General features: G+C 62.2%; 20 protein-coding genes. 18 read left to right on the forward strand and 2 right to left on the reverse strand.

Annotated elements, in window-relative coordinates; genetic code table 11:
• Positions 1–98 precede the first annotated feature (98 nt).
• The 11 genes from N008_RS12630 to N008_RS12680 all read left to right on the forward strand — a co-directional run bounded on the left by N008_RS12630 (position 99) and on the right by N008_RS12680 (position 11,852).
• Positions 99–923, forward strand: coding sequence for an N-acetylmuramoyl-L-alanine amidase family protein (locus N008_RS12630; protein WP_410471192.1), 825 nt, complete (start codon positions 99–101; stop codon positions 921–923).
• A gap of 58 nt (positions 924–981) precedes the next feature.
• Entirely contained in the window at positions 982–1,986 is a 1,005-nt protein-coding gene (locus tag N008_RS12635; protein ID WP_071884617.1) for an MlaD family protein, read from the forward strand.
• Positions 1,987–2,124: 138 nt separating this feature from the next.
• A complete protein-coding gene (locus tag N008_RS12640) occupies positions 2,125–3,753 on the forward strand; it encodes an acyl-CoA carboxylase subunit beta (protein ID WP_044016467.1) in 1,629 nt (542 codons plus the stop codon).
• Positions 3,754–4,541: 788 nt separating this feature from the next.
• Positions 4,542–4,967 (forward strand): hypothetical protein, encoded by a 426-nt coding sequence (locus tag N008_RS12645; protein WP_156109293.1) that lies wholly within the window; start codon positions 4,542–4,544, stop codon positions 4,965–4,967.
• 132 nt (positions 4,968–5,099) lie between these two features.
• Positions 5,100–5,399 carry a hypothetical protein gene (locus N008_RS12650; protein WP_156109295.1) on the forward strand — a complete coding sequence of 100 codons (300 nt, stop codon included), beginning with the start codon at positions 5,100–5,102 and terminating at the stop codon, positions 5,397–5,399.
• A gap of 17 nt (positions 5,400–5,416) precedes the next feature.
• Entirely contained in the window at positions 5,417–5,662 is a 246-nt protein-coding gene (locus N008_RS12655) for a hypothetical protein (protein ID WP_156109297.1), read from the forward strand.
• A 137-nt stretch (positions 5,663–5,799) separates the two neighbouring features.
• On the forward strand, positions 5,800–6,657 hold the full coding sequence (locus N008_RS12660) for a DUF5694 domain-containing protein (RefSeq protein WP_052381501.1): 858 nt from the start codon (positions 5,800–5,802) through the stop codon (positions 6,655–6,657).
• A 31-nt stretch (positions 6,658–6,688) separates the two neighbouring features.
• Complete coding sequence (locus tag N008_RS12665) at positions 6,689–7,261, forward strand: DUF1572 domain-containing protein (RefSeq protein ID WP_044016476.1); 573 nt, start codon at positions 6,689–6,691, stop codon at positions 7,259–7,261.
• A 66-nt stretch (positions 7,262–7,327) separates the two neighbouring features.
• Complete coding sequence (poxB, locus tag N008_RS12670) at positions 7,328–9,055, forward strand: ubiquinone-dependent pyruvate dehydrogenase (RefSeq protein ID WP_044016477.1); 1,728 nt, start codon at positions 7,328–7,330, stop codon at positions 9,053–9,055.
• A 297-nt stretch (positions 9,056–9,352) separates the two neighbouring features.
• Positions 9,353–10,228 (forward strand): transglutaminase-like domain-containing protein, encoded by an 876-nt coding sequence (locus N008_RS12675; protein WP_044016480.1) that lies wholly within the window; start codon positions 9,353–9,355, stop codon positions 10,226–10,228.
• A gap of 139 nt (positions 10,229–10,367) precedes the next feature.
• Positions 10,368–11,852: a S41 family peptidase gene (locus N008_RS12680; protein ID WP_081910778.1), complete on the forward strand. Its 1,485-nt coding sequence runs from the start codon at positions 10,368–10,370 to the stop codon at positions 11,850–11,852.
• Positions 11,853–11,967: 115 nt separating this feature from the next.
• On the opposite strand, the gene N008_RS12685 is transcribed toward N008_RS12680, so the two are convergent.
• Complete coding sequence (locus tag N008_RS12685) at positions 11,968–12,576, reverse strand: redoxin domain-containing protein (RefSeq protein ID WP_052381502.1); 609 nt, start codon at positions 12,574–12,576, stop codon at positions 11,968–11,970.
• A gap of 112 nt (positions 12,577–12,688) precedes the next feature.
• On the reverse strand, positions 12,689–13,333 hold the full coding sequence (locus N008_RS12690; RefSeq protein ID WP_044016484.1) for a 4'-phosphopantetheinyl transferase superfamily protein: 645 nt from the start codon (positions 13,331–13,333) through the stop codon (positions 12,689–12,691).
• A gap of 154 nt (positions 13,334–13,487) precedes the next feature.
• On the opposite strand from N008_RS12690, the gene N008_RS12695 reads away from it, so the two are divergent.
• The 7 genes from N008_RS12695 to N008_RS12725 all read left to right on the forward strand — a co-directional run bounded on the left by N008_RS12695 (position 13,488) and on the right by N008_RS12725 (position 23,849).
• Positions 13,488–14,423 (forward strand): WD40 repeat domain-containing protein, encoded by a 936-nt coding sequence (locus tag N008_RS12695; RefSeq protein ID WP_044018712.1) that lies wholly within the window; start codon positions 13,488–13,490, stop codon positions 14,421–14,423.
• A 189-nt stretch (positions 14,424–14,612) separates the two neighbouring features.
• Positions 14,613–15,620 carry a DivIVA domain-containing protein gene (locus N008_RS21660; protein WP_052381503.1) on the forward strand — a complete coding sequence of 336 codons (1,008 nt, stop codon included), beginning with the start codon at positions 14,613–14,615 and terminating at the stop codon, positions 15,618–15,620.
• Positions 15,621–15,826: 206 nt separating this feature from the next.
• Positions 15,827–16,201 carry a dihydroneopterin aldolase gene (gene folB, locus N008_RS12705; protein WP_044016486.1) on the forward strand — a complete coding sequence of 125 codons (375 nt, stop codon included), beginning with the start codon at positions 15,827–15,829 and terminating at the stop codon, positions 16,199–16,201.
• Between the two features lie 180 nt (positions 16,202–16,381).
• Positions 16,382–16,804 carry a BlaI/MecI/CopY family transcriptional regulator gene (locus tag N008_RS12710; RefSeq protein ID WP_044016488.1) on the forward strand — a complete coding sequence of 141 codons (423 nt, stop codon included), beginning with the start codon at positions 16,382–16,384 and terminating at the stop codon, positions 16,802–16,804.
• Positions 16,791–19,373, forward strand: coding sequence for a M56 family metallopeptidase (locus tag N008_RS21665; RefSeq protein WP_197062850.1), 2,583 nt, complete (start codon positions 16,791–16,793; stop codon positions 19,371–19,373). Before N008_RS12710 ends, N008_RS21665 begins: the two co-directional genes overlap by 14 nt.
• A 268-nt stretch (positions 19,374–19,641) precedes the next feature.
• Positions 19,642–22,233 (forward strand): DUF5916 domain-containing protein, encoded by a 2,592-nt coding sequence (locus N008_RS12720; RefSeq protein ID WP_197062851.1) that lies wholly within the window; start codon positions 19,642–19,644, stop codon positions 22,231–22,233.
• Positions 22,234–22,388: 155 nt separating this feature from the next.
• Entirely contained in the window at positions 22,389–23,849 is a 1,461-nt protein-coding gene (locus N008_RS12725; protein ID WP_044016490.1) for an alpha/beta hydrolase-fold protein, read from the forward strand.
• The last annotated feature ends 7 nt before the right edge of the window (positions 23,850–23,856 follow it).

Genomic DNA, 23,856 nt, shown 5'->3' on the forward strand with positions numbered 1-23,856 from the left:
CGGTCGGCAAGGGCTCGGGTACGGCCACGTAGTTTTATTCGTTTATTTTGTGGCGGTTTGCAAAGGTAGCGCGTCGCTGCTCTTCACTAACGAAGTCTGTGCGGAATATTGTCACGTTGTGTTTGCTGGGGTTACTCTGTTTTTCTGGTGCTCCGGCGGCGGTAGCGCCGGAAGGCCCGACCCCACGTCCTGTTCTTTCAACTAAGCCGCAGGGCTACCGCCTGCGGACCGTGGTGCTCGATGCCGGCCACGGCGGCAAAGACCGCGGCTGCGCCGGCGTGAAAGCCCGCGAAGCCGACGTGGCCCTGAAAATCATTCTGGCCTTGGGCCGGCAGATAGAGGATTCCATGCCGGGCGTAAAGGTTGTATATACCCGCAAAACCGACGTGTTTGTAGAGCTGGCCGACCGCGCAGGCATTGCCAACAAACACAATGCCGACCTTTTCATCTCGGTGCACTGCAATGCCGCGGCCCCTGGTGCCTACGGTACCGAAGTTTGGACCATGGGCCCGCACAAGACCGACGCCAACCTGTCGGTGGCCAAGCGCGAAAACGCCGTAATTCTGCAGGAAGACAACTATAAGGAACGCTACAACGGCTTCGACCCGACTTCGCCGCAGAGCCACATCCTGTTTTCGCTCTACCAGAGTGCCCATATCGTCAACAGTATCCGGTTTGCCCAAAAAGTGGATAAGCAGTTCCGCACGACCGTAAAGCGCACCTCGCGCGGGGTGAAGCAGGCCGGTTTTCTGGTGCTCTGGAAATCCACCATGCCAGCCGTGCTCATCGAATCCGGCTTCCTGACCAACCGCCAGGAAGAAGCCTACCTGAACGATAAGACCAATCAGTCGTATATGGCCTCGGGTATCTTCCGGGCCTTCCGCGACTATAAAAACGAGTTGGAGGCCATGAATGGGGAATAACCTGCCAGACCATGCGTTGCAGCGGTCTTCTCTCGCCTCTCACTAACCCTTGACCACCGTGTCGAAAGAAATCAAAGTAGCCCTGTTGGGCATCGTGGCCCTGGTAGCGTTGTACCTGGGCTTTAATTTCCTGAAGGGTAGCAACCTGCTTTCCTCGGACCACACGTACTATGCCCGCTACGACAATGTGGACGGCCTCACAGTGGGCAACCCCGTGATTCTGAACGGCGTGAAAGTGGGCCAGGTGAAGGAAATGCGCCTGCTGCCGGAAGAAGGCAATAAGGTGAAGGTGGCCGTGGAGCTGCAAAAGGATGTGGTGGTCGGCGACTCGACGGTGGCCAGCCTGAGCGGCTCGCTGCTGGGCTCGAAAACCATTACGCTGTTTCTGGGCCGCAACTCCAAAATATATGATGGGGGCGAGGAACTGAAGTCCTACACCGTGGCCAGCATCACCGACGCCTTCCAGGCTAAAGCGCTACCCGTGCTGGGCACCGTCGACTCGACGCTGACTAAGGTGAACGGCTTCCTGAGCAAAGAGGCGAAAGTAAGCCTGCAGGCCACGCTGCTTAACGCCCAAGGCAGCACCGAGGCCCTGAAGAATCTGCTGATCATGAACCAGCGCAACATCAACCAGATTACCACCAACATGGCCCGTCTGACCTCGGAGCTAAATAAAACCAGCGCCAAGTTCGACCGGATTGCCAGCAACTTCTCCACCCTCAGCGACTCGCTGAAGAATGCCCCCGTGGGCCCGGCCATGCGCAAGCTCAACGCTACCATGACGGAGGCGCAAGGCACCATGACCACGCTCAACCGCTCGCTGTCGGATCAGAAAGGTTCGTTGGGTAAGCTGATGAACGATACCACGCTCTACAACAACCTCAACGCCACGGCTGCCAGCACCAACACGCTGCTCACCGATTTCCAGGCTAATCCCAAGCGCTACGTGCATTTCTCGGTATTTGGCGGTGGCAAGGACAAAGCCAAGAAAGAGGTGGAAACCACGACCGTGAAGCCCAACGGCACCACGACGGAAACCGAAACCAAAACGACTATCAAGTAGGTATCTGCCGCAAACGGCATTCCTCTTACCTTTGAATCCGCCCCGCAAGGGGCGGATTTTTTGTTGCTCCATCATCTATGCTTGGCTATTCTGTCCTAATTCAGGATAGCCAAACAACCCCACCCATTCCCACCCCCAATGAACCTCGAATTCAACAAAAACGAAGACAGCATCAAACAACTCAACTTCCAGCTGAAAATGCGGCTGGAGAAAGTGGCCCTTGGCGGCGGCGAGAAGCGTATTGCCGCGCACAAGGCCAAAGGCAAGCTCACGGCTCGGGAGCGAATCGAGTATTTGCTCGATAAGGATTCGGAAACCGTGGAAATCGGGGCGTTTGCGGGGGAGGGGATGTATAAGGAGGAAGGCGGCTGCCCCTCGGGCGGCGTGGTGGTAGTCATTGGCTGGGTGCAGGGCCGGCAGTGCGTGATAGTGGCCAACGACGCCACCGTGAAGGCCGGGGCCTGGTTCCCGATTACGGCCAAGAAAAACCTGCGGGCCCAGGAAATCAGCATCGAAAACAAGCTGCCCATCATCTACCTCGTCGATTCGGCGGGCGTGTACCTGCCCATGCAGGACGAAATCTTCCCCGATAAGGAGCACTTCGGCCGCATCTTCCGCAACAACGCCGTGATGAGCAGCATGGGCATCGTGCAGCTGGCCGCTATCATGGGCCCGTGCGTGGCCGGCGGGGCCTATCTGCCGATTATGAGCGACGAGGCCATGATTGTGGACGGCACCGGCTCGGTGTTCCTGGCGGGCTCCTACCTGGTGAAGTCGGCCATCGGCGAGTCCATCGACAACGAGACGCTGGGCGGCGCTACTACCCACTCCGAAATTTCGGGTGTGACGGACTACAAGTTCAGCACCGACGAGGAGTGCCTGGACCACATCCGCAACATCTTCGACAAGCTGGGCGGCCACGCTACGGCCGGCTTCTCGCGCAAAACGCCCGCCGCCCCCAAGGAAAACCCCGCTGAAATCCTGGGTTTGTTGCCCGCCGACCGTGCCAAGCCCTACGACATGATGGACATCATCAACCGGCTGGTCGATGATTCGGAGTTCGAGCCCTACAAGGACCTCTATGGCCAGACGCTGCTCTGCGGCCTCGCCCGCATTGATGGCTGGGCCGTGGGCATCGTGGCCAACCAGCGCAAAATCGTGAAGACCAAAAAAGGCGCCATGCAAATGGGCGGCGTCATCTACTCCGACTCGGCCGATAAGGCGGCGCGCTTCATCATGAACTGCAACCAGAAGCGCATCCCGCTGGTGTTCCTGCACGACGTGTCGGGCTTCATGGTGGGCTCGCAGAGTGAGCACGGTGGCATCATCAAGGACGGCGCCAAGATGGTGAATGCCATGGCCAACTCCGTGGTGCCCAAGTTCTCGGTGGTCATCGGCAACAGCTACGGCGCCGGCAACTACGCCATGTGCGGCAAAGCCTACGACCCGCGCCTCATCGTCGCCTGGCCCACGGCCCAGCTGGCCGTGATGAGCGGCGCCGCCGCCGCCAACACGCTCCTGCAGATTCAGGTAGCGTCCTTGAAAGCCAAAGGCGAAGTCATCACGCCCGAAGCCGAGAAGGAGCTGCTGGACCGCATCAAAGCCCGCTACGACGAGCAGCTCTCGCCCTACTACGCCGCCGCGCGCCTCTGGGTGGATGCCATCATCGACCCGCTGGAAACCCGCAAAGTCATTTCCCAGGGTATCAGCATGGCCAACCACGCGCCGATTGAAAAGGCGTACAATGTGGGCGTGATTCAGGTGTGAGCCTAAATGCGTGAAATGGTAACTGATTGTATGTAATTACACTTGGTATGCCGCTTTCAAAATTGAGTATGTACAACTAGAATGAGCACAGCCAGCATCATCAGCGTAATTGTTGGCTACGGCTATGTACTTTATATGTGCAATGGTTTTTTCGAGCTAGACCCATCTGCGAAGCCGTACAACTCTTTGCGTAAGGCATACGTTTTTCTGAGCCACCTAATAATGGCATCGGTTTTAATCTTTGTAGGACTTCGAGCGACTGGTACTTTTGAAGCTAGAAGTAGCTTTGGTTTATTTGCACCACTTTGTTTTCTGCTAGCCTTCTTGGTGTTGAATACAGTCGTTCGGATACTGACCGGCCGCCACCTGATTGTGGCCGATAGATGGGATACAAAGCCACCTGAGTTCTGTTGGTACGTGGACGGAATAGTTAGCATTATGCTGCTAAGTATTTCCCTTTGCGCGCCAATTGTACTAGCGGCAATACTGGCTAATGGGCAATAGGGGAATTGTCATTTTCAGGGTTTAGACTACTGTAACTACATTCGGCCCGCCCGCTTCCCTCGAAGCGGCGGGCCGTTACTGTTATGGGTAGCTCATTGACTGGTTGATGATGAGGACTCTCGACCTCCTATGAGGCTGAAACGGCGCAGGCTATACTCCAGGCAGCCGGGCGCGGCTGCCGAAACTCTGCGACGCCACTTCCCAGGGTGTCAACGCCGATAACCACGCGTCTGTTGGAAAAGAAATATACTGGTAGCATGATTCGAGTGTAAAGGATGACAGCCATGCGGGTATTCAACACGGTGCAACTTATCGGCTTGTGGCTGCTGGTGCCAGCGGTGGCGTTCAGTCAGCGCCGGCTAGTGACAGACGCGGAAGCAAACGCGTCGGGCGCCAGCCAGCTGACCTTCTCCAGCGCCGACTGTAGTAGGGCCGCCTCGTTGGCTGCGGCAGATATTGCCAACCACTTGCCGTTTCTGATTTTGCAGAGTGGGTTTGCCCCGCAATCCTTTGCAGCAGACACTGTATTTGAAAATTCCTACGGCGTATTCTACCGCGAAGAAGGCTGTACAGGGTCGGTGAAGGAATGCGTGGTGTTGTACAACCAGCAGGTGTTCCACTACCTGACGGAAAAATATGGCCGCCAATGGCTGAGAACAGTCCGCAAAGATGTAGTTGGCCTCAGGGAATGGAAGAAAGCGCAACGGTAAGCCCGCGGCTGCAGCCCGACATGCCCGCCGGGCCCATATCTGCACTCGTCGTTTCAACAGTGTCTTCAGAACCCGCCCGCTTCAGCCGACATGATGGGCCTTGTTCCACTCAGGTATATTCAGAATGGCTGTATGGCTGAACCGGTAAGCTTGTTGTTGCGCGCTGAACCACCCCGCTGGGTGAAGGCCGTGCATTACACGGGGATTTTTCTGCTGGGCGCATTTGCTATGGCGGCCTTTGGAGCCCGGGTGATGGGCGAGCGGGCCGCTACCACCGGTACCCGCGGCTTGTCTGGCCCATTGCAGGCACTGCTGTGGGCAGCGGGCGCAGCGTCGGCCGCCTGGCTATTGGTTGTGGCGCTGCTCTACCTGCTGAAAGCTGCGCGGGTAATTCGGTGGGGCCGCGGCAGGCGCCGGGCACCATCCAACTGAGCCAGGACCTGGTGCTGTTGGCCAACCAGACTATTGCGGTCCGGGACCTGAAAAGCATTGTCGTGACGTCGGACCAGTATGCTGGCGCGGTGCGGGGGCGCGGCGTAAGCTCGGGCGCTGGCAACATTGTGCTGACCTACAAGAGCGCGGCGCGGGAAGCGGCGTTTCCGGTCGTGATTCAGTCGGCCCAGGAGCTGCAGCTGCTGCGGGACCTGTCGGCGTACTGGCGAAGTCAGCAGGTAACGGCCTTGGTCATGGACTAAGGCCGGCCGTTGGGGCCATCTGTTATCCGGCTCAGCTGCTTACACTGAGGGCCGGAAAATTATCTATCTATGTGATGTAATCACCGGAGTCGGCCGGTTTCGGCTCCTACCTGTATGTTTTGTTTATCTATCGCACTATGAAAATACCTATACTGCTTCCTGCATTTCTCGCGCTTCGCGCCACCAGCTTCGCCCAGTCGGCGCCGCCCGCCGAGGTGATGATGGTGGGCTCCGACCACCTGAGCCAGCTCTACCGCAAAGACAGCCCCAACACCGATGTTCTTACGGCGCCGGGCCAGCGCGATGCGGCCCGCTTCGTGGCGGCTCTGGCCAAATACCGGCCCGATATGGTGGTGGTGGAACGTCTGCCCGAAGAGCAGCCCCGCCTCGACAGCCTCTACGCGCTGTACCGGCAGGACAAGCTGGACCTGACCACGCTGCCCGATGGCCGGAGCGAAGTGTACCAGCTGGCGTTCCGGCTGGGCCGGCAGCTGCAGCTGCCCCGGATTTACTGCGCAAATGCGCCGGGCGGCACGTCGCAGGGCATTTTGCGCACCGGCCAGAACATTGAGCTGTACCAGGCAGCCGGCGCGGAGCTCAGCAAAGTATCGGGCGAGAAGAAAGCCGCGCTGCAAAACGGCCAGCTTTCCCTGCACGACTACCTCGTAGCCCTCAACCAGCCGCAGGTATACAACCTGGCGTACCGGCTGCGCTACATCACGCCGGCGCGGGTCGTGAATGGGCGCTTCACCAACCCCGACGCCATGGTGGACACGGCTTTCGTCAACCCGAAATACATCGGGGCCGAGCTGATATCGGTGTTCAAAAACCGCGACTATAAAATCTACTCCAACATCGTGACGCAGGCTATGCAGGTTCGCCCGAAGCGGGTGCTGGCCCTGTTTGGGGCGGCGCACATCGGCTCCCTGAACAGCATCTTCGCCGACGACCCCGAGTTTCGGGTGGTGGCGTCGCGGAAGTACCTGAAGAAGTAGCCCGGCTTGTCGTCCTTCACCGCCTGCAATCATGGATACCGACTACCTCACCAGCGTCCGCAAGCAGTTTGAGTACTACAAGCTGCTCGGCGACCAGACGTTTGCCCAACTGCCCGACGAGGCCCTGTTCTGGCAGCCCAACGCCGAAAGCAACAGCGTGGCCACCATCGTGAAGCACCTGTGGGGCAATATGCTCTCCCGCTGGACCGATTTTCTGACCACCGACGGCGAGAAGCCCTGGCGGCAGCGCGAGGCCGAATTCGATAACGACTTGGGCACCCGGACCGAGGTGCTGGCGCGCTGGGAAGCAGGCTGGAGCTGCCTGCTGGCCGCCCTCGACTCGCTCACGCCCGACAACTGGGACCAGCCGGTGTACATCCGCAACCAGGGGCACACCGTCACGGAGGCCATCAACCGGCAGCTGGCGCACTACCCGTACCACGTGGGGCAAATCGTGTTTATCGGGAAGCTGGTGCGGGCGGGGCAGTGGCAGTCGTTGTCGATTCCGCGCGGCACGTCGGCGGCGTACAACGCCGATAAGTTTGCGCAGGAGCCGCACCGGGCGCATTTCACCGACGAGTACCTGGGCCGCAAACCCGAATAAGCCAGCCCCATAACTGGCCCGTTCGCACAATCTGCCGTATAGCCTTCGAACCCAATTCTGAAGACTATGGCGAAGAAAACCGTCTCTGAAATACTGGTAGATACCCTGCTGGCCGCCGGCGTGACCCGCGTGTATGGCGTGGTGGGCGACTCGCTCAACGGCATCACCGAAGAAATCCGCAAGCGCGACGGCATCGAGTGGATACACGTCCGCAACGAGGAAGCCGGCGCGTTTGCGGCTGGCGCCGAAGCCCACCTTACGGGCGCGCTGGCCGTGTGCGCCGGCAGCTGCGGCCCCGGCAACACCCACCTGCTCAACGGCCTCTACGACTGCCACCGCAGCCGCGTGCCGGTGCTGGCCCTGGCCGCCCAGATTCCGAGCGCGGAAATCGGCAGTCAGTATTTCCAAGAAACCCACCCCGAAAACACGTTCAAAGAGTGCAGCGCCTATTGTGAGCTGATTGCCCACCCCGACCAGGCCGTGCGCTGCATCGAAATCGGGATTCAGACGGCCCTCACGCAGCGCGGTGTGGCCGTGCTGGTGATTCCCGGCGACATCAGCCACGAAAAAACCGAGGCTCCGGAGCCACGCCTGCCCATACTGCGCAACCGGGCCCGGCTGGTGCCCGACTTGGAGGATTTGCGTGCCGCCGCCGATTTGCTCAACACCTGCAGCCGTGTGACCATTATGGCTGGGGCCGGCTGCGCCGAGGCCCACGCCGAGCTGCTGCAAACCGCCGAAGCCCTGGGTGCGCCGGTGGTGCACGCGCTGCGCGGCAAGGAATACGTGGAGCCCCACAACCCCTACGACGTGGGCATGAGCGGCCTGCTGGGCTTCACCTCCGGCTACCACGCCCTCATGGACGCCGACGCGCTGCTCATGCTCGGCACCGACTTCCCATACCAGCAGTTTCTGCCCCAGGATGCTCGCACCGTGCAGATTGATTTGCGCGGTGAGCATATCGGGCGGCGGGCACGGGTGGAAGTGGGGCTGGTGGGCGACGTGGCGGCTACGCTGCAAGCTCTGCTGCCGCTACTCAACCACAAGCGCGACCGGGCGCATTTAGAGAAAGCCCAGGAAAACTACCGCGAGGCCCGCCAAGACCTCGACGACCTGGCCACCGGCGAGGCCGGCGACACCAGTTTGCACCCGCAATACGTGGCGCGCTTGCTGAACGAGCAGGCCGCCGCAGACGCCATTTTCACCTGCGACGTGGGCACGCCCACCATCTGGGCGGCGCGCTATCTGCGCTTCAACGGCCAGCGGCGGCTCATTGGCTCCTTCAATCACGGTAGTATGGCCAACGCCATGCCGCAGGCGCTGGGCGCCCAGCTTACGTACCCCGGCCGGCAGGTAATTGCGCTGGCTGGCGACGGGGGCTTCGCCATGCTGATGGGCGAGCTGCTGACGCTGAAACAGCTGAAAACGCCGGTCAAAATCGTCATCTTCAACAACAACAGCCTGGGCTTCGTGGAGCTGGAAATGAAGGCGGCCGGCATTCTGGAATACGGCACCGAGCTGGAAAACCCCAACTTCGCGGCCCTGGCCGAAGCCGCCGGCGTGCGCGGTATCCGCGTTTCAGCCCCTGCCGAGCTGCCCGCCGCCATTGCCGCCATGCTGGCTCACCCTGGCCCCGTAATTCTGGATGCCGTGGTGAAGCGCGCCGAGCTTTCCATGCCGCCTACCATCGAGGCGGCTCAAGTGAAAGGATTTAGCCTCTACACCCTTAAAGCCATCATGAGCGGCCGCGGCGACGAAATACTGGAACTGGCCAAAGCCAATCTGTTTCGGTAAGCACTCAGCCGCACTGCGGCAGAACACTATGCCGCAGTGCGGGATATGGCAGATGCAACGGCCCAACTGGCCCGACGGCCGGAATCCGTCGGGCCAGTTGGCGTAGGCTGATGTTGCCGCAACCTTGGTACAAAAGAACTGAACGGCTGCCTGCGTGGCTAAAACTGCTGCCAACTGAACAAATCGGCCCGGGCTGGCTGTTATTTCCGGATAGCCACGTGCGGCACTCACGCGCCGGATGCGTTTCTTTGCTCTTTCTGACTTCTGCCGCCCCGCTGCCGCTGCTCCCGCCGCTCCATGACCAATAAAGAAATCAAAGCCCTCATCTCCCTGCTCGACGATCCGGAAATTGCCCCGCAGATTCAGGAGAAAATCCAGAGCCTGGGCGAAACCATCATTCCGTTTCTGGAAGAAAGCTGGGAAGAAACCCTCGACTCGCAGCAGCAGCAGCGCCTCGAAGATTTGATCCACCATTTGCAGTTTGAAGGCCTGCAGCAGCGCCTGCGCGTGTGGCGCGACTCGGGCGGCGAAAACCTGCTGGAAGGCATGTGGCTGCTGAATTCCTACCAATACCCCGACGCCGACCTGCAGAGCCTCAACAAGGCCATCGAGCAGTTGCGCTTCGAGGTCTGGACCCTGCTGCGGCCCGATATGCTGCCTACTGAGCAGGTGCAGGCGCTCAACCACGTGCTGTTTCGGGTGCATAAGTTTGCGGCCAATACTCAGAACTTCCACTCGCCGGCCAACTCCATGCTGCACCGCGTGCTGGAAACCCGGCGCGGCAACCCGCTCACGCTGTGCGTGATTTATCTGCTGGTGGCCCAGCGCCTGGAGCTGCCGGTGTTCGGTGTGAACCTGCCCAACTTGTTCGTGCTCACCTTCCGCCCCGAAACGCCCCTTATCGAGCCGTTCTACATCAACTGCTACAACCGGGGCCTGATCCTGACCCGCACCGACATCGAGCACTACATCGTGCAGCTCAACCTCACGTCCAACGACATCTTCTACGAGCCCTGCTCGCACCTCGATATCGTGCGGCGCGCGCTACGCAACCTGCAGCTCAGCTTCGAGAAGCTGCAGGAGCCGGCCAAGGCCACCGAAGTGGCCCAGCTGCTTACCATCCTCACCGACGAGCCGGCCACACCGCCGGACGCGCCCGAGGAAGAAGAGTAGCCCCGGCTGCTTACTCAATTGCCGGTCAGGCCTCCGAATCTACGGTTCGGAGGCTTTTTCGTGCGCTTCAGTGGAATTCGCCGGCGTATATTGAGGTGCGCCTATATCTTGCTCCCATCAACCAGACTTCCTCTGTGCCATGGGTTTCTCTTCTCGCTTTTTGAGTGTATTGCTGAGCGGCTTTGGCATCGCCGCCCCCGCCCTTGCCCAGCAGGCCGCACCTGTTTCGGCCCTTACCCGCCAGTTTGCCCCCGCCCAGCTCCGCCACGACCTGGAGGTGCTGCACCAAACCGTGAAGGCCGGCCACCTGGGCGCCCGCACCTATCATTCGCCCGCCTACCTCGACTCCTGCGCGGCCGCAGTGCAGGCTCAGCTCACGCAGCCCCTCACCGAGCGGGAGTTTCGGGCGCTGCTGCGGCCCTACGTAGCGGCGCTGGGCTGCGGCCATACCGCGGTTCAGGCCTCGGAAGCCTCGCAGGCAGCGGCCAAGCGCGCTACGCCGTTTGTGCTGCCGCTGCAGCTGGCACCGGTAGCGGGGCGCCTGGTGGTGGTAGCCACGCCCGGCCTGCGCCCCGGCCTGCTGCAGCCCGGCGACGAAGTGCTGGCCCTCAACCAGCGCCCGGCGCCCGAGGTGCTGCAGGGCATGCTCCGCCAGGTGCCCTCCGATGGCCTCAACCAGACGCACGCCCTCAATGCCGTGCGCCGCAACACTTACGCCTACTACGCCAACGCCTTCGGGCTGCCCGAGGAACACGTGCTGCAGGTGCGTGCCGCCAACGGCACCGAGCGGACGCTCCGCCTGACGGCAGCCGACGTGGACACCGCCCAGGCCAACCTGCAGGCGCGGGCCGCCCGCCAGCCCGCGCCCGGCCGGCTGCTGCAGCGCCACGGCAGCAACAGCCTGCGCCTGCTACCCCAGGACTCATCGGTGGCGGTACTGGACCTGAACACGCTCAGCGGCTCGCAGAAGTCGTTTTACAAAGCCGCCTTCCGGGCGCTGCAGCAACGGCCGGTGCGCGCCCTGGTGCTCGACCTGCGCGACAACGGCGGCGGCCAGGCGTTCGGGGGCAATGCGCTGCTGCGTTACCTGCTGCCGGCCCCGTTTCAGTTTGTGTTTGAAACCGGCCCCGAGCAGCGCCGGGTGCGCCGGCAGCTGGCAATGGGCTTCTGGGAGCGGGCCACGCCGGGCCTGATGAGCACCAACCCGCTCCAGACCTGGCAGCGGGGCCGCCACCAGTTTGTGTTCCGGTTCCGGCCGAGCCGCCAGCTGCACTACAACGGGCCGGTATACGTCCTCACCAATGGTGGTACGTTCTCGATGGCCAGCTACGTGGCCGCCTACCTCAAGCACCGCGCCGGCGCTACGGTGGTAGGCGAGGAAACCGGGGGCGGCGAGGCCGGCTCCAACGCCATGCTCTCGGGGCGGCTACAGCTGCCCGAAACCGGGCAGCTCGTCCAATTCCCGGTGTATCGGGTGGTGCACCAGGTGCCCGCCGGCCCCGATACCGGCCGGGGCGTACTGCCTACCGTGCCCGTCACGTACTCCGCCGCCGACCTCGTGCAGGGCCACGACCGGGACCTGGCCACCGTGCTGGAGCTGATTGCGGCCCGGGCGGCCAAGTAAGCACTAGCTTACAGCGGAAACGCTGTTTTCAGCACCCAGTAAACGAAAACGGGCCGGTTGCGCCACTGATATTCAGTGGCGCGACCGGCCCGTTAGGCTATTGTAGGAGGGGCAGCTAGTTGCGCTTGATCAGGCAGCCGGCGCCGCGCTTGTCGGCTACGCCCACGGGGCGGCCGGCCAGCAGGTTGGTGAGGGCCTGCTGCACGTAGCGCTCCTGCACGTCGCTTTCCACCAGCGGGTTGTCGTCGATGGCACCTTTGTAGCGCACGGCAAACCCGTCGCCTACGGGCTGCAGCACCACCACTTCGGGCGTTTTGGTGGCTCCCAGCAGGGCGCTGACCTTCTGGCCTTCGTCGGTGAGCAGGGGCAGGTCGGCGGTGGCTTTGATTTTCAGCTTCTCAGCCTCGGCTATGTCGGCGCTGGCTTCGAGGTTGATGGGGGCATTGATGAACAGGAACTGCACGCCCCGGCCGCTGAACTGCGTGTTTAGGGCAGCAAGCCGGTTTTGGTAGAGCTTGGAGTAGGCGCAGTTCGGGTTGAGGAACACCACCACCACGGCCTTGCTGCCGGCGTAGCTTTTCAGGGCTACTTCGGTGTTGGTGGCGCTGCGTAGGCTGAAGTCGCTGACGGTGCGCCCGCCCTGGGCCCGGGCCACCCCAACAGCCGCAACCGTGCAAAACAGGAGCGTGGCGGCAGCCAGGATGGAAATTCGGCGAATGGACATGGGAGAGAGTAACTGAGTAAAGGAGTAGCTGAGTAGCGAGTAACTGAGTAGTGGAGTAGCTGAGTAATTTGTTGGCTCTAAGAACAAATTACTCAGCTACTCCACTACTCAGTTACTCCACGCAGTAAGTTAGTACGTAATCGGGAGCCGGGCGCTGATAGTGGATCTGGTGTTGGCTGCGGGAGTTTTCGAGGAGCAGGTGTCCCGTCAACACACCTGCCTCCCGCAGCCTGAACGGGTCGAGCAACAATTGCTCCTTGAACACCAGACCCCGGCGGCTATGCAGCTTATACAGTGTTTCCTTGGCACTCCAGTACACACTATGCTTGGCGGCGTCGCTGCCGGCGTCGGCCCGTTCGGCTTCCGATAGAAACCGCGGCGCCAACTTCAGGGCTTTGGGGCGTTCCAATTCAATATCTATGCCAACTGCGGCGTCGCGGGCCACCACCGCCGCCACCCACTCGCCAGAGTGCGACAACGACACGCCCCAGGCGGGCAGCTCGGCAAAGAACGGGCGGCCGTTGGCGTCGTTGTGCAGGGTGGCGGGGGCGTCGGTCAGTTCGCGTAGCAACTGGTGGGCCAGCACCCGGCCCGCCAGCCACTGCCGCGCCCGGTCTTCGTGGCGGCCCTGCGGGAAGCGGGCCGTGTAGTGCAGCGGCTGCGGCAGCAGCGGCCAAAGCGCCTCCGGCGGCTCGGTGAGCTGCCACAAGCCCAGCAGCGCCTGGCCGGATAGGGGAGTGAGGGAGTGAAGCGGCATGGGGCAAAGGTAGGCATGTAGCATAGGCTTTAGCCTGTGCCGATCTGGGAGGACAGACTTTAGCTGGAGCTACCTGGGCCGGCACAGGCTAAAGCCTATGCTACATGAAAGCCTGGGCTACCTGCCTACCTTTGTCCGCTTCTTCTATCCGCTTATGCCGTTTCTCCACCGTCCGCAGGCCCACAAGCTCACGGCCCTCACCGGCCACCTCGACTGCGTTTATACCCTGGCCGGCACTCCCGGCTCCGACACGTTCTACTCGGCCGGCGCCGATGGCCTGGTGGCCGCCTGGCGCGCCGCGGAGGATGCGCAGGACGGCGAGCTGGTGGCGAAGGTGGAAAACTCGGTGTACGCCCTGCTGCACCTGCCGCAGTTGGATCTGCTGCTCATCGGCCATAATTTCCAGGGCGTGCAGGGCATTAGTCTGAGCGAGAAGAAGCTGGCATTTGCCACGGCCCTGCCGCCGGCGGCCATCTTCGATATGGTGTATTCCGAAGTCCGGCAGCGGCTGTACGTGGCCCTCGGCGACGGTACTCTGGCCGTGCTGCGCGCCCCCGACTGGCGCGTGGAAACCCTTCTCCGCCTCTCCGACAAAAGCCTGCGCTGCCTGGCCCTGAATGAGGAGCGCAACGAGCTGGCCGTAGGCGGCTCCGACTGGCAGCTGCGCCTGCTCGACGCCGACTCGCTGGCCGTGCGGCGGCAGTGGGAGGGCGGCACCAATTCCATCTTCACGGCCGCCTACTCGCCCGATGGCCGCTACCTGCTCACGGCCGGCCGCGATGCCCACCTGCGCCGCTGGGACCTGGCCGCCGACTGCGCCGAGCAGCTCAGCATTGTGGCCCACCTGTTCACCATCAACCACCTCGCCTTCAGCCCCGACGGCTCGCTGCTGGCCACCTGCAGCATGGACAAAAGCATCAAGCTCTGGGACGCCGAAACGCTGCAGCTGCTGCGCGTGCTGGACAAAGCGCGGCACGCCGGCCACGGCACCTCCGTCAACAAGTTGTTTTGGCCGGGAAGGCAGAATAGGCTAGTTTCGTGTAGCGACGACCGCAGCCTGGCCGTGTGGCAGCTGAGCAGCGGAAGCTAACCGCCAGCACGGTTGTCACTCCGGTCCCGGTCCGAAAGCAGCTGTCTGCCGGTTGTTATATGCTGATGTTGGCACATCGTCGTTTAGATGGCGCAACCGGCCACCGGTCCGACGGCTGTTGCCGTTAGGCCGCGGCGGGTGCCTGCTGGCAGAATCCATCTGGCCGGCCCACTTCTACTCCCCACTCCTATGAAAATTACGGCCCTCGATATCCGTCAGAAAACCTTTGAAAAAGCCTTCCGGGGCCTTGATAAGGACGAAGTGCAGGCGTTTCTGCTCACCCTTTCGCAGCAGTGGGAGCGGATGGGCGACGAAAACCGCGAGCTGCGCGTGAAGCTCGACCACGCCACCCAGGACGTGAGCAAGATGCGCGAGGTGGAAACCAGCCTCTACCGCACCCTCAAAACGGCCGAAGACACCGGCAACAGCATCACCGAGCAGGCCCAGCGCGACGCCGAGCTGCGCATCCGCGAAGCCCAGCTGAAAGCCGAGCAGCTGCTGGCCGACGCCCGCCAGAAAGCCCGCCTCCTGGTGGAAGACGCCTATCAGCAGGCCGAGAAAACAGTGGCCGAGATGCAGAAGGAAGTGAGTGGCTTGGGCCAGGAGTGCCAGCGCCTCGAAGCCCAGCTCGACAGCCTCGTGCGCGACCTGCACCACCTGGCCTCCGATGCGCTGGACAAGGTGGAAAAAGCCAAGGCCCGGCCCAAAGCCAGCACGGCGGCCATCCTTTCGCGGGCAGCCAGCGTAAAAGTGACCCGGACCTCGTCCGATTCACCTGAAAACTCTGCCCCCATGTTCGTTTCCACTGCTTCTACTTCGTCGGCCGCGGCTGTGGCCGGCGGTTCTGCTGCTTCGTTTGGCGGCTCGGCCCCGGCTTTTCCGGCGGCCCGTCCCACGGCCCAGCCCGGCGCCTACAACCCCAAGCCCGGCCAGCAGCCCGAGCCCGGCCAGCCGGAAAAACCCGAGCAGCCCAGCCAGCCTAATAAGCCCAACCAGCCCGACCCCGAAATTGAGCGTCCCGGCTCCCCGGTGCCCGGCGCCCCCAACCCCGATGTGCAGCCCGACGTGCGGCCCGGCCGCACCGAGCAGCCGGAGATTCCGCAGCCGGTACAGCCCATGCACCCCGGCCAGACCGACCAGCCGGTGATGCAAGCCGCGGCCGTAACGGCCGAGAAATCGTTTTTCGACGAAATCTAGAACGCTGCTGCAGAATCACTGATTTTGCGGAGTAGTCGGATTTCACGGATTTTGTAGCCGACCTTGCGCAGCCTTTCCTTTGGAGAGGCTGCGTTTTTTTTGGCCGGCTTCGGCGGCGCGCTGTGGCAGCATTCGGCAGCAACGCTGCCTCGGCAGGCCGCTTGTTGGAGCATACGGCACACATTCACCCTCTCAACTTATACCACATGGGCCAGATTGCACTGGAAGGCATGGAGTTTTTCGCGTTTCACGGCTACTACGATGAGGAGCAGAAAATCGGCAACAAGTACGGCGTCGACCTCTACATCCGCACCGACCTGCACGCCGCCGGCGCCTCCGACAAGCTCCACGAAACCGTGAACTACGAAGTGCTCTACCGCGTGGTGGCCGAGGAAATGCTGGCCCCGGCGCGTTTGCTGGAGCACGTCGGGCACCGCGTGCTGGACCGCGTGCTGCTGGAGTTTCCGCACGTGCGCTCCGTGAAGGTCAGCGTGTCGAAGTTCAACCCGCCGCTGGGCGGCATCTGTCACCGGGCCCGCGTCACGCTCACGCGCCGCCGGGGTGAGGCGCATGGGCGGTAGTGGTCTGACAGGTGCTTGTTGAATAGAGAGTTAGTGCGCGAAAAGCCGGCTATTACAGCCGGCTTTTTTGTTGCTTTATAGATATTACGAAAAAAATCGTAGATTAAGTTTGTATCTACGACATCATTCGTATATGTTTGAAGTACGAACATCATCGTAGAACCTCAAACGCCTGTACTCATGAGTGAAAAACCCATTCCCAAGCCCACCGATTCGGAGCTGGAGATACTGCAGGTGCTGTGGCAGCACGGCCCCAGCACGGTCCGGTTCGTAAACGACCAGCTGAGCCAGAAGCGCGAAGTTGGCTACACTACCACGCTCAAGATCCTGCAGCTGATGCTGGACAAGGTGCTGGTGCTGCGCGAAGACGACAGCAAAACCCACGTATACCGGGCCGCCGTGCGCGAGGAGGAAACCCAGGGCCTGCTCCTCGACCGGTTCGTGGACGCCGCCTTCGGAGGCTCGGCCATGAAGCTGGTGATGCAGGCGCTGGGCACGCGCTCCACCTCTTCCGACGAGTTGGCCCAGATCCGGGGCCTGCTCAATGAAATCGAACAACAGCGTCGTTCCACCTCCAACGATTCCTCCGATGAGCCTGCTTGAACAATTTGGTTCTCCGGCGCTGATGCGCGCCCTGGGCTGGACGCTGCTGCACTCGTTGTGGCAGGGCGCATTGGTGGCACTGGCCGCCGCCGCGCTGCTGATGCTGCTGCACCGCCACGCCGCCGCCTTGCGCTACAAGGTGGCCGCCGCCGCCCTGCTCACGCTGCTGCTGCTGAGCGGCATCACGCTGGGCTATTACTACAGCACGTTCCGCGCCGCCCCGGCTACGGAGGCGCCGTATTCCGCCAGCATTGCAACCGATGAGCTGCCGGGCGTGGCCGCGGCCAGCCTGAGCGCCGATGAAGCTGCCGTAGTTTCTGAAACGGGAGAAACTGCCGCGCCGGCTCCCGGCCGGCTGCGCCAGCTGCTGACCACGGGCCAGCTCTATCTGGAGCGCAATATGCCGGTGGTGGTGGTGGCTTGGCTGCTGGGCATGCTGGCCATGACGCTCCGCTTTCTGAGCGGCCTGGCCTACGTGCAGCGGCTGCGGCGCTACCGGGTAGCTGCGCTGCCCGCCGAGTGGCAAACCCGCCTCGATGCGCTGGTGGCCCGCACGGCCCTGCGCCAGCCGGTGCGCATTCTGGCCTCGGGCCTGGTGCCCGGGCCACTGGTGGTGGGCTGGCTGAAACCCGTGATTCTGCTGCCCATGAGTGCCGCTTCGGGCATGTCGGGGGCGGAGCTGGAGGCTATTCTGGCCCACGAGCTGGCCCACGTGCTGCGCCGCGACTACCTGTTCAATCTGCTGCAGTCGGTGGCCGAAATCCTGTTCTTCTACCATCCGGCCGTGTGGTTCCTATCGAACTGCCTGCGCACCGAGCGCGAAAACTGCTGCGACGACATGGCCACCGAGCTTTGCGGCGACTCGCTGGTGCTGGCCCAGGCCCTGGCCTCGTTGGCTACGTTGCAACACGCCCCAACCCGCCCGGCTCTCACGCCGCGGCTGGCTATGGCGGCCGCCGGCCAGCCCGGCTCGCTGCTGGGGCGGGTGCGCCGCCTGGTGCAGCACCGCGCCACGGCGCCCACGTTCTCGGATGGGTTCTGGGCGGCCTGCGTGGTGCTGCTGAGCGTGGGCGTGCTCACGACCAGCACCGTGCTGTCGTTGAGCGCGGCCTCATTTAGCACGGCCGTGGTAAACAAGGGCGCGGAAGCGCTGCGGGCCCAGTTTGCTGACGGCCACGATGAAGAGGATGCAGAAAATCAGGCGCAAGCAGAGGTCCAGGCCGAAGCACAGGCGCAGGAGCAAACCAGCCCTGACGAGAATCCGGAAGGCGAGGCCCTGACGGTCAACTACCGCGGCAATGAGCTGAAGCCAGGCTCCGATGACACGGTGGTGGTGTACAGCCAGGCCAATCCCAAGCTGTCCACCAAATCCGGCCGGGCCCGCCTCAACGAAATCAAGGGGCTGACGGTGGTGGTGAAAAACGAGCAGGGCGCTATTTCGGAGGTGTACGTAGATGGCAAGAAGGTGCCGGCCAGCGAGCTGCCCGCCTACCAGCAGGCCCTGGCCAAAACCCAGCAGCCCAACCGTGGCAACACCCTCGCCGACCGCCGCCAGGCCACCCGCGAGCGGATGGCGCAGCTTTCGCAGCGCATGAGCAGCGCCGCGCTGGCCGGCCGCGCCCCCACCGACGCCGACGCCGAGGAACTCTCGCGCCTGGCCATGGCTGAGGCCGGCGAGGCTATGCGGGATGCCCGGATGCAGGTTCCTGATATGTCGCAGTACATCGAGCAGCAGTTTGCCAGCGCTGAGAAAGACCTCAATGAGCAGCTGCGCAGTGGCAAGCTGAATGCCGAGCAGCAGCAGGAGGTGCGCGAAGAGCTGCAAAACCTGCGCGAGCAGAAAGCGGAGCAGATTCAGGAAGCCCGACAGGAGCGGGAGCAAACCCTGCGCGACGTGGCTCAGGCCCGCCGCGACGCCCAGCAGGCTCGCCTCGATGCCCAACAAGCCGTGCGCGACGCGCAGCAGGCAGTGCGTGACCAGGAGCAGGCCCGCCGCGACCGGGAACAGGCCCGCCGCGACGCCGAAGATGAGCGCTGGCGCCAGGCGCTGGTGAGCGAGCTGAAGCGCGACGGCCTGATCCGGAACACCGACACCTACAGCTTATCGCTCAGCGCCACCAGCCTCACCGTGAACGGCAAAAAGCAGCCCGACGCTCTGCAGCAGAAGTACCGCAAGCTCTACGAAGACCGCACCGGCCGTAAGCTTAGTTCTACCGGCTCCATTAATATCCAGCAGCAGAGCAACGTGAGCGGCCGCCGCTACAGCCTGCCGGCGCCGCCCAGCCCACCCAGCGCACCCGCTGCGCCATCAGTGTCGTCGGTGCCTTCAGTACCGGCAGTTCCGGCACCCCCGCGCATCAATTCCGACCAGATCCGGGAAAAGCTGCGCCAGGACGGGCTGATTGAGAAAGACGCCAAAAGCTTCATGTTTCAGCTCAACGACAAGGGGCTGGTGGTGAACGGCGAGCCGCAGTCGGCCGCTATGGCCGACAAGTACCGCAAGCTGCTGGGTAATCCGGCCAAAGGCCAGCCATCAAATACCAGTATCAATATTTCTGTGAGTGAATAATGCGTGCCCATGAGCCGGCTCCGGCCGCCGCTGCAACGGCGGCCGGAGCTACCGGCCCGACTCCCTTAAAACTTAATATAGCGCTCAAGCAACGGTTTAAGAACGGGCCGCATCTATAGCCCAAACCAGCCTCAACTACTGCCCGGCTGGCTCCCGTTCCTATTTATGTGTGCGCCCTACGGGCCGCGCCGCGCCCCGTGCGTTGTCCCTCGATTTCCACCGTTTGATTCACTTCTCCTCCCGTCGATCTGCCGTGATGCGCATTCGTATGCCCTTTTTTTTCTTCCTGCTGAGCCTTTTGTGCCTGGTTGGGAAGGCAACGGCCCAGCAGCAACCCGCCGCGGCTGCCTCACCAGCCGCCGCCACGCTGGCTCCTAAAAAGCAGATGCAGGCTATCCGCATCACGGACGCCATCAAGCTCGATGGCCTGCTGGACGAGGCCGTGTGGCAGCAGGCCCCGGTGGCCACGCAGTTCATCCAGAACCGCCCCAACCCCGGCCCGCCTGAAAAGCACCCCACCGAAGTGCGCATCCTCTACGACGACGCCAACCTCTACATTGGGGCGGTGATGCACGACGTGAGTGCCGACTCGATTCTGCGGGAGCTGACGCCGCGCGACAATTTCGGCAACACCGATTTCTTCGGCATCTTCCTCGATACCTACCAAGATAAGCTCAACGGCTACGGCTTTTTCGTTACGACGGGCGGCGTGCAGATGGATGCCCGCTACTCGCCGGCCGGGGGCGAAGATTTCAACTGGAACGCCGTTTGGGACTCGCGCACCAGTATCCGGGGCACCGACTGGATTGCGGAGATGCGGATTCCGTACTCGGCCATCCGCTTCAGCAGCCTGCCCGAGCAGCAGTGGGGTCTGAACTTCATGCGGCAGCGCAAAAAGGAAAACCAGGCTTTCTTCTGGAATGAGGTGAAGCCCGCCGTGGATGGCTTCGTAAACCAGTGGGGCACGCTCACAGGCGTGCGCGACGTGAAGCCGCCGCTGCGCCTTTCGCTCACGCCCTACATTTCCAGCTACGTCAACCACAACCCGCTCAGCGAAGACGGCACGCGCCCTACCACTACCAGCTTCAACGGCGGCGCCGACATCAAGTGGGGCATCAATGAGAGCTTTACGCTGGACGCCACACTCGTGCCCGATTTCGGGCAGGTGCAGAGCGACAACCAGGTGCTCAACCTCTCGCCTTTTGAGGTACAGTTCAACGAAAACCGCCAGTTTTTTACGGAAGGCACCGAGCTGTTTACCAAAGGCAACCTGTTCTACTCGCGCCGGGTGGGCGCCACGCCCATTGGATTTTACGATGTGGCCGTGGGCGACAAGGAAAAGCTGGTGAAGAACCCGTCGGAGACGCGGCTGCTGAACGCCACCAAGGTGTCGGGGCGCACTAGTAAAGGGCTGGGTATCGGCGTGTTCAACGCCCTCAGCAACGACGTGTACGCCACCGTGCGCAATACCGAGAGCGGCGAGGAGCGCGAGGTCCTGACGCAGCCGTTCAGCAACTACAGCATTCTGGTGCTCGACCAGAGCCTGAAAAACAACTCCTACGTCTCGCTCATCAACACCAACGTCACGCGCGCCGGCCGCACCTACGATGCCAACGTGACCGGCGGCCTGTTTCGGCTGGCCAACAAGAAGAACTCCTACGCCGTGACGGGCCAGGTGAACTACTCGCGGCGGCGCGGCAACGTCTTTGGTTCCGACACGGTGCAGATCGACAACCGCGACGGCTACAAGTACCGGCTGGACGTGAGCAAAATCAGCGGCAACTTCACCTACGGCGTAGCCCACGGCATCGAGTCGAACACCTACGACCCCAACGACCTGGGCATTCTGTTCAGCAACAATGCTATTTCGCAGGAAGTCTACGGCAATTACAACATCTACAAGCCCTTCTGGAAGGTGAACCGGCTCAATACCTATTTCGGGGTAAGCCACAGCCTGCTGTATCGGCCCACGCTCTTTCAGAGTGCCAACTTCTACAGCGGCGCGAATACCACCTTCACCAAGAGCTTCCTCAGCACTGGGTTCAACCTCAATATTGATCCGCGCAACAACGACTATTTCGAGCCGCGCAAGGAGCCGTTGGGCGAATATTATGTACGGGTGCCCGGCAGCGTCAACGTGGGTGGCTACATCTCCACCGATTACCGCAAGAAGCTGGCGTTCGACGTGAATGCCGGCATCCGCACCTACTCCCGCGACGAGCGGCTGCCGGCGCGGCCCCGCCGCATGGGCTACGGCCTGACCATCTCGCCGCGCTACCGCGTCAACAACAAGCTCAATTTCCGTTACGAGGCCGACTGGAACCTGCGTCAGAACCAGATCGGCTTCGTCAACGGCGGCCTCGACAGCGAAGAGCCGCTCGATTCGGCCATGATTCGGCAGCTAGGCGGCAGTGTGCCGCTGGGTCTGGCGCCGAAAGACGTGCTGCTGGGCCGTCGGCAGGTAGTCACGGTGTCTAATGTGCTGTCGGTGGGCTATACGTTCACCAACCGCATGTCCCTGACGGTGCGCACGCGCCACTACACCAGCACCGTGCGCTACCAGGATTTTGCCCGCCTGCACCCCGGTGGCGAGGAAACGCCCGCTGACTACCGCCGCAACCGCGACAATACCTACAACGCCTTCAACGTGGACGCTGTGTACTCGTGGTGGTTTGCGCCCGGCTCGCAGGTGAGCATCGTCTGGAAAAACGCCGGTACCAACTTCCTACAGGCCAACGAAGCCACCCCGCTCTACTTCGACAACCTGAGCAACACCATCAACACGCCGCACAACAACAACGTCAGCATCAAAATCCTGTACTACCTCGATTACCTGGCCTTGCGGCCCCGGCGCGGGTAGTCGGCAGCGGCCGGCTAGTCGGCTGGCCGCTGCTAGCCTGGCTGGCCCCCGGCGCATTCCTTTTATTAATTCCAGTACACACTTCTGGCAACGGCCGTAGCTGCTGCCTGGGCGTGGCGTGTCCGGGCCCCAGAGCTTACTTCTGCTATTGCTCGATGAAAAAATACGCCATTATTCTGCTGGTTTTGCTCCTGAGCCTGGCGGCGGCACAAGCCCAGCAATTCCGGGTTTCTTACCCGGCATCCGCCCACGCAGGTCCTTTCACCGGCAACGTGCTGCTGTATCTGTCGCAGAAGCAGGCGCAACCCAAAGACCAGCCCGGCTGGCCGTGCTACCGGCTGGCGGTGCGCAACGTGCAGCCCGGCGAAACCATCGTCTTCTCCGATTCGGCGCTGTCGTATCCCACGCTGCTCTCGCGCCTGCCGCGCGGCGACTACTACGTGCAGGCCGTGTGGGATTTGAACCGCGGCGGGCGCGTAATCGGGCAAAGCACCGGCAACCCTTACAGCGCGGCCCGCAAGGTTTCGCTGCAGGCTGCCAATGAAATATTCACGCTGGACTGCAGCCATATGGTGCCCGCGCCGGTGTTTGTCGCCACGAAATTATGCAAGGAAATCAAGGCGCCCTCAGCGCTGCTCAGTCGGTTCCACCGCAAGCCCATGTTGTTGGATGGGGCCGTGATTCTGCCCGCCGACTATTACCGGCACCCGCAACGGCGCTATCCGGTGCTGTTCACGGTGGGCGGCTTCGGCGCCGACTACCACCACTACTCGCGCTCCGAAAGCACCGACACGCTGCCCGCCACGCCCATTGATACCATTGCCTGCATCCGGGTGTATCTGGATGGAGCCAGCGCACTGGGGCACACCGTGTACGCTAACAGCGCCAACAACGGCCCCGTCGGCGACGCCTTTGCCACCGAGTTTCTGCCGCTGCTCGACCGGCAGTACCGCACCAACGGCGGGCGCGTGCTGCGCGGCCACAGCAGCGGCGGCTACACGGTGGTGTATCTGATGACGCACTATCCAAAGCTGTTTGCCGGCGCTAACGCCAGTTCCCCCGACCCGGTGGATTTTCACCGTTTTGAGCAAACCAACCTTTACGCCGACGACAAATGGGTGGATTTCGTGGATTCGCTGACCTACGGCGAGGTGCTGCCCGTCGCCGAGGCCTACGACCGGCCGAACATCATGCATCGGCTGGAAGACATCATCTATCGGGGCGAGCAGGAAGTGTCGTTTGACGCAGTATTCAGTCCCAAAGGGCGCAACGGCCTGCCCAAGCCGCTGTTCAACTCTACTACCAACGCGCTGGACCGGCAGGTGTTCCGCCACTGGAAACGCTACGACCTGACGCAGTATGTGCGCCAGAACTGGCGCCGCCTCAAGCCTGACCTGAACGGCAAGCTGCGCCTCGCCACCGGCAACCAGGATACCTACTTCCTGAACCAGTCGGTGATGCTCATGGAGCAGGAAATGAAGAAACTGGGCGCCGACATGCCCTTTGCCTATTACCCCGGTGACCATTTTTCAGTGGTGACGCCGGAATACAAAAGGGCTGAAACCCAATGGCTGAAAAACACCTACCAGCAGTGGCTGGCTCAGCACCCGCAATAGCCCGACA

Origin of the sequence: Hymenobacter sp. APR13 (genome assembly GCF_000737515.1) — a bacterium.
Classification (GTDB): domain Bacteria; phylum Bacteroidota; class Bacteroidia; order Cytophagales; family Hymenobacteraceae; genus Hymenobacter.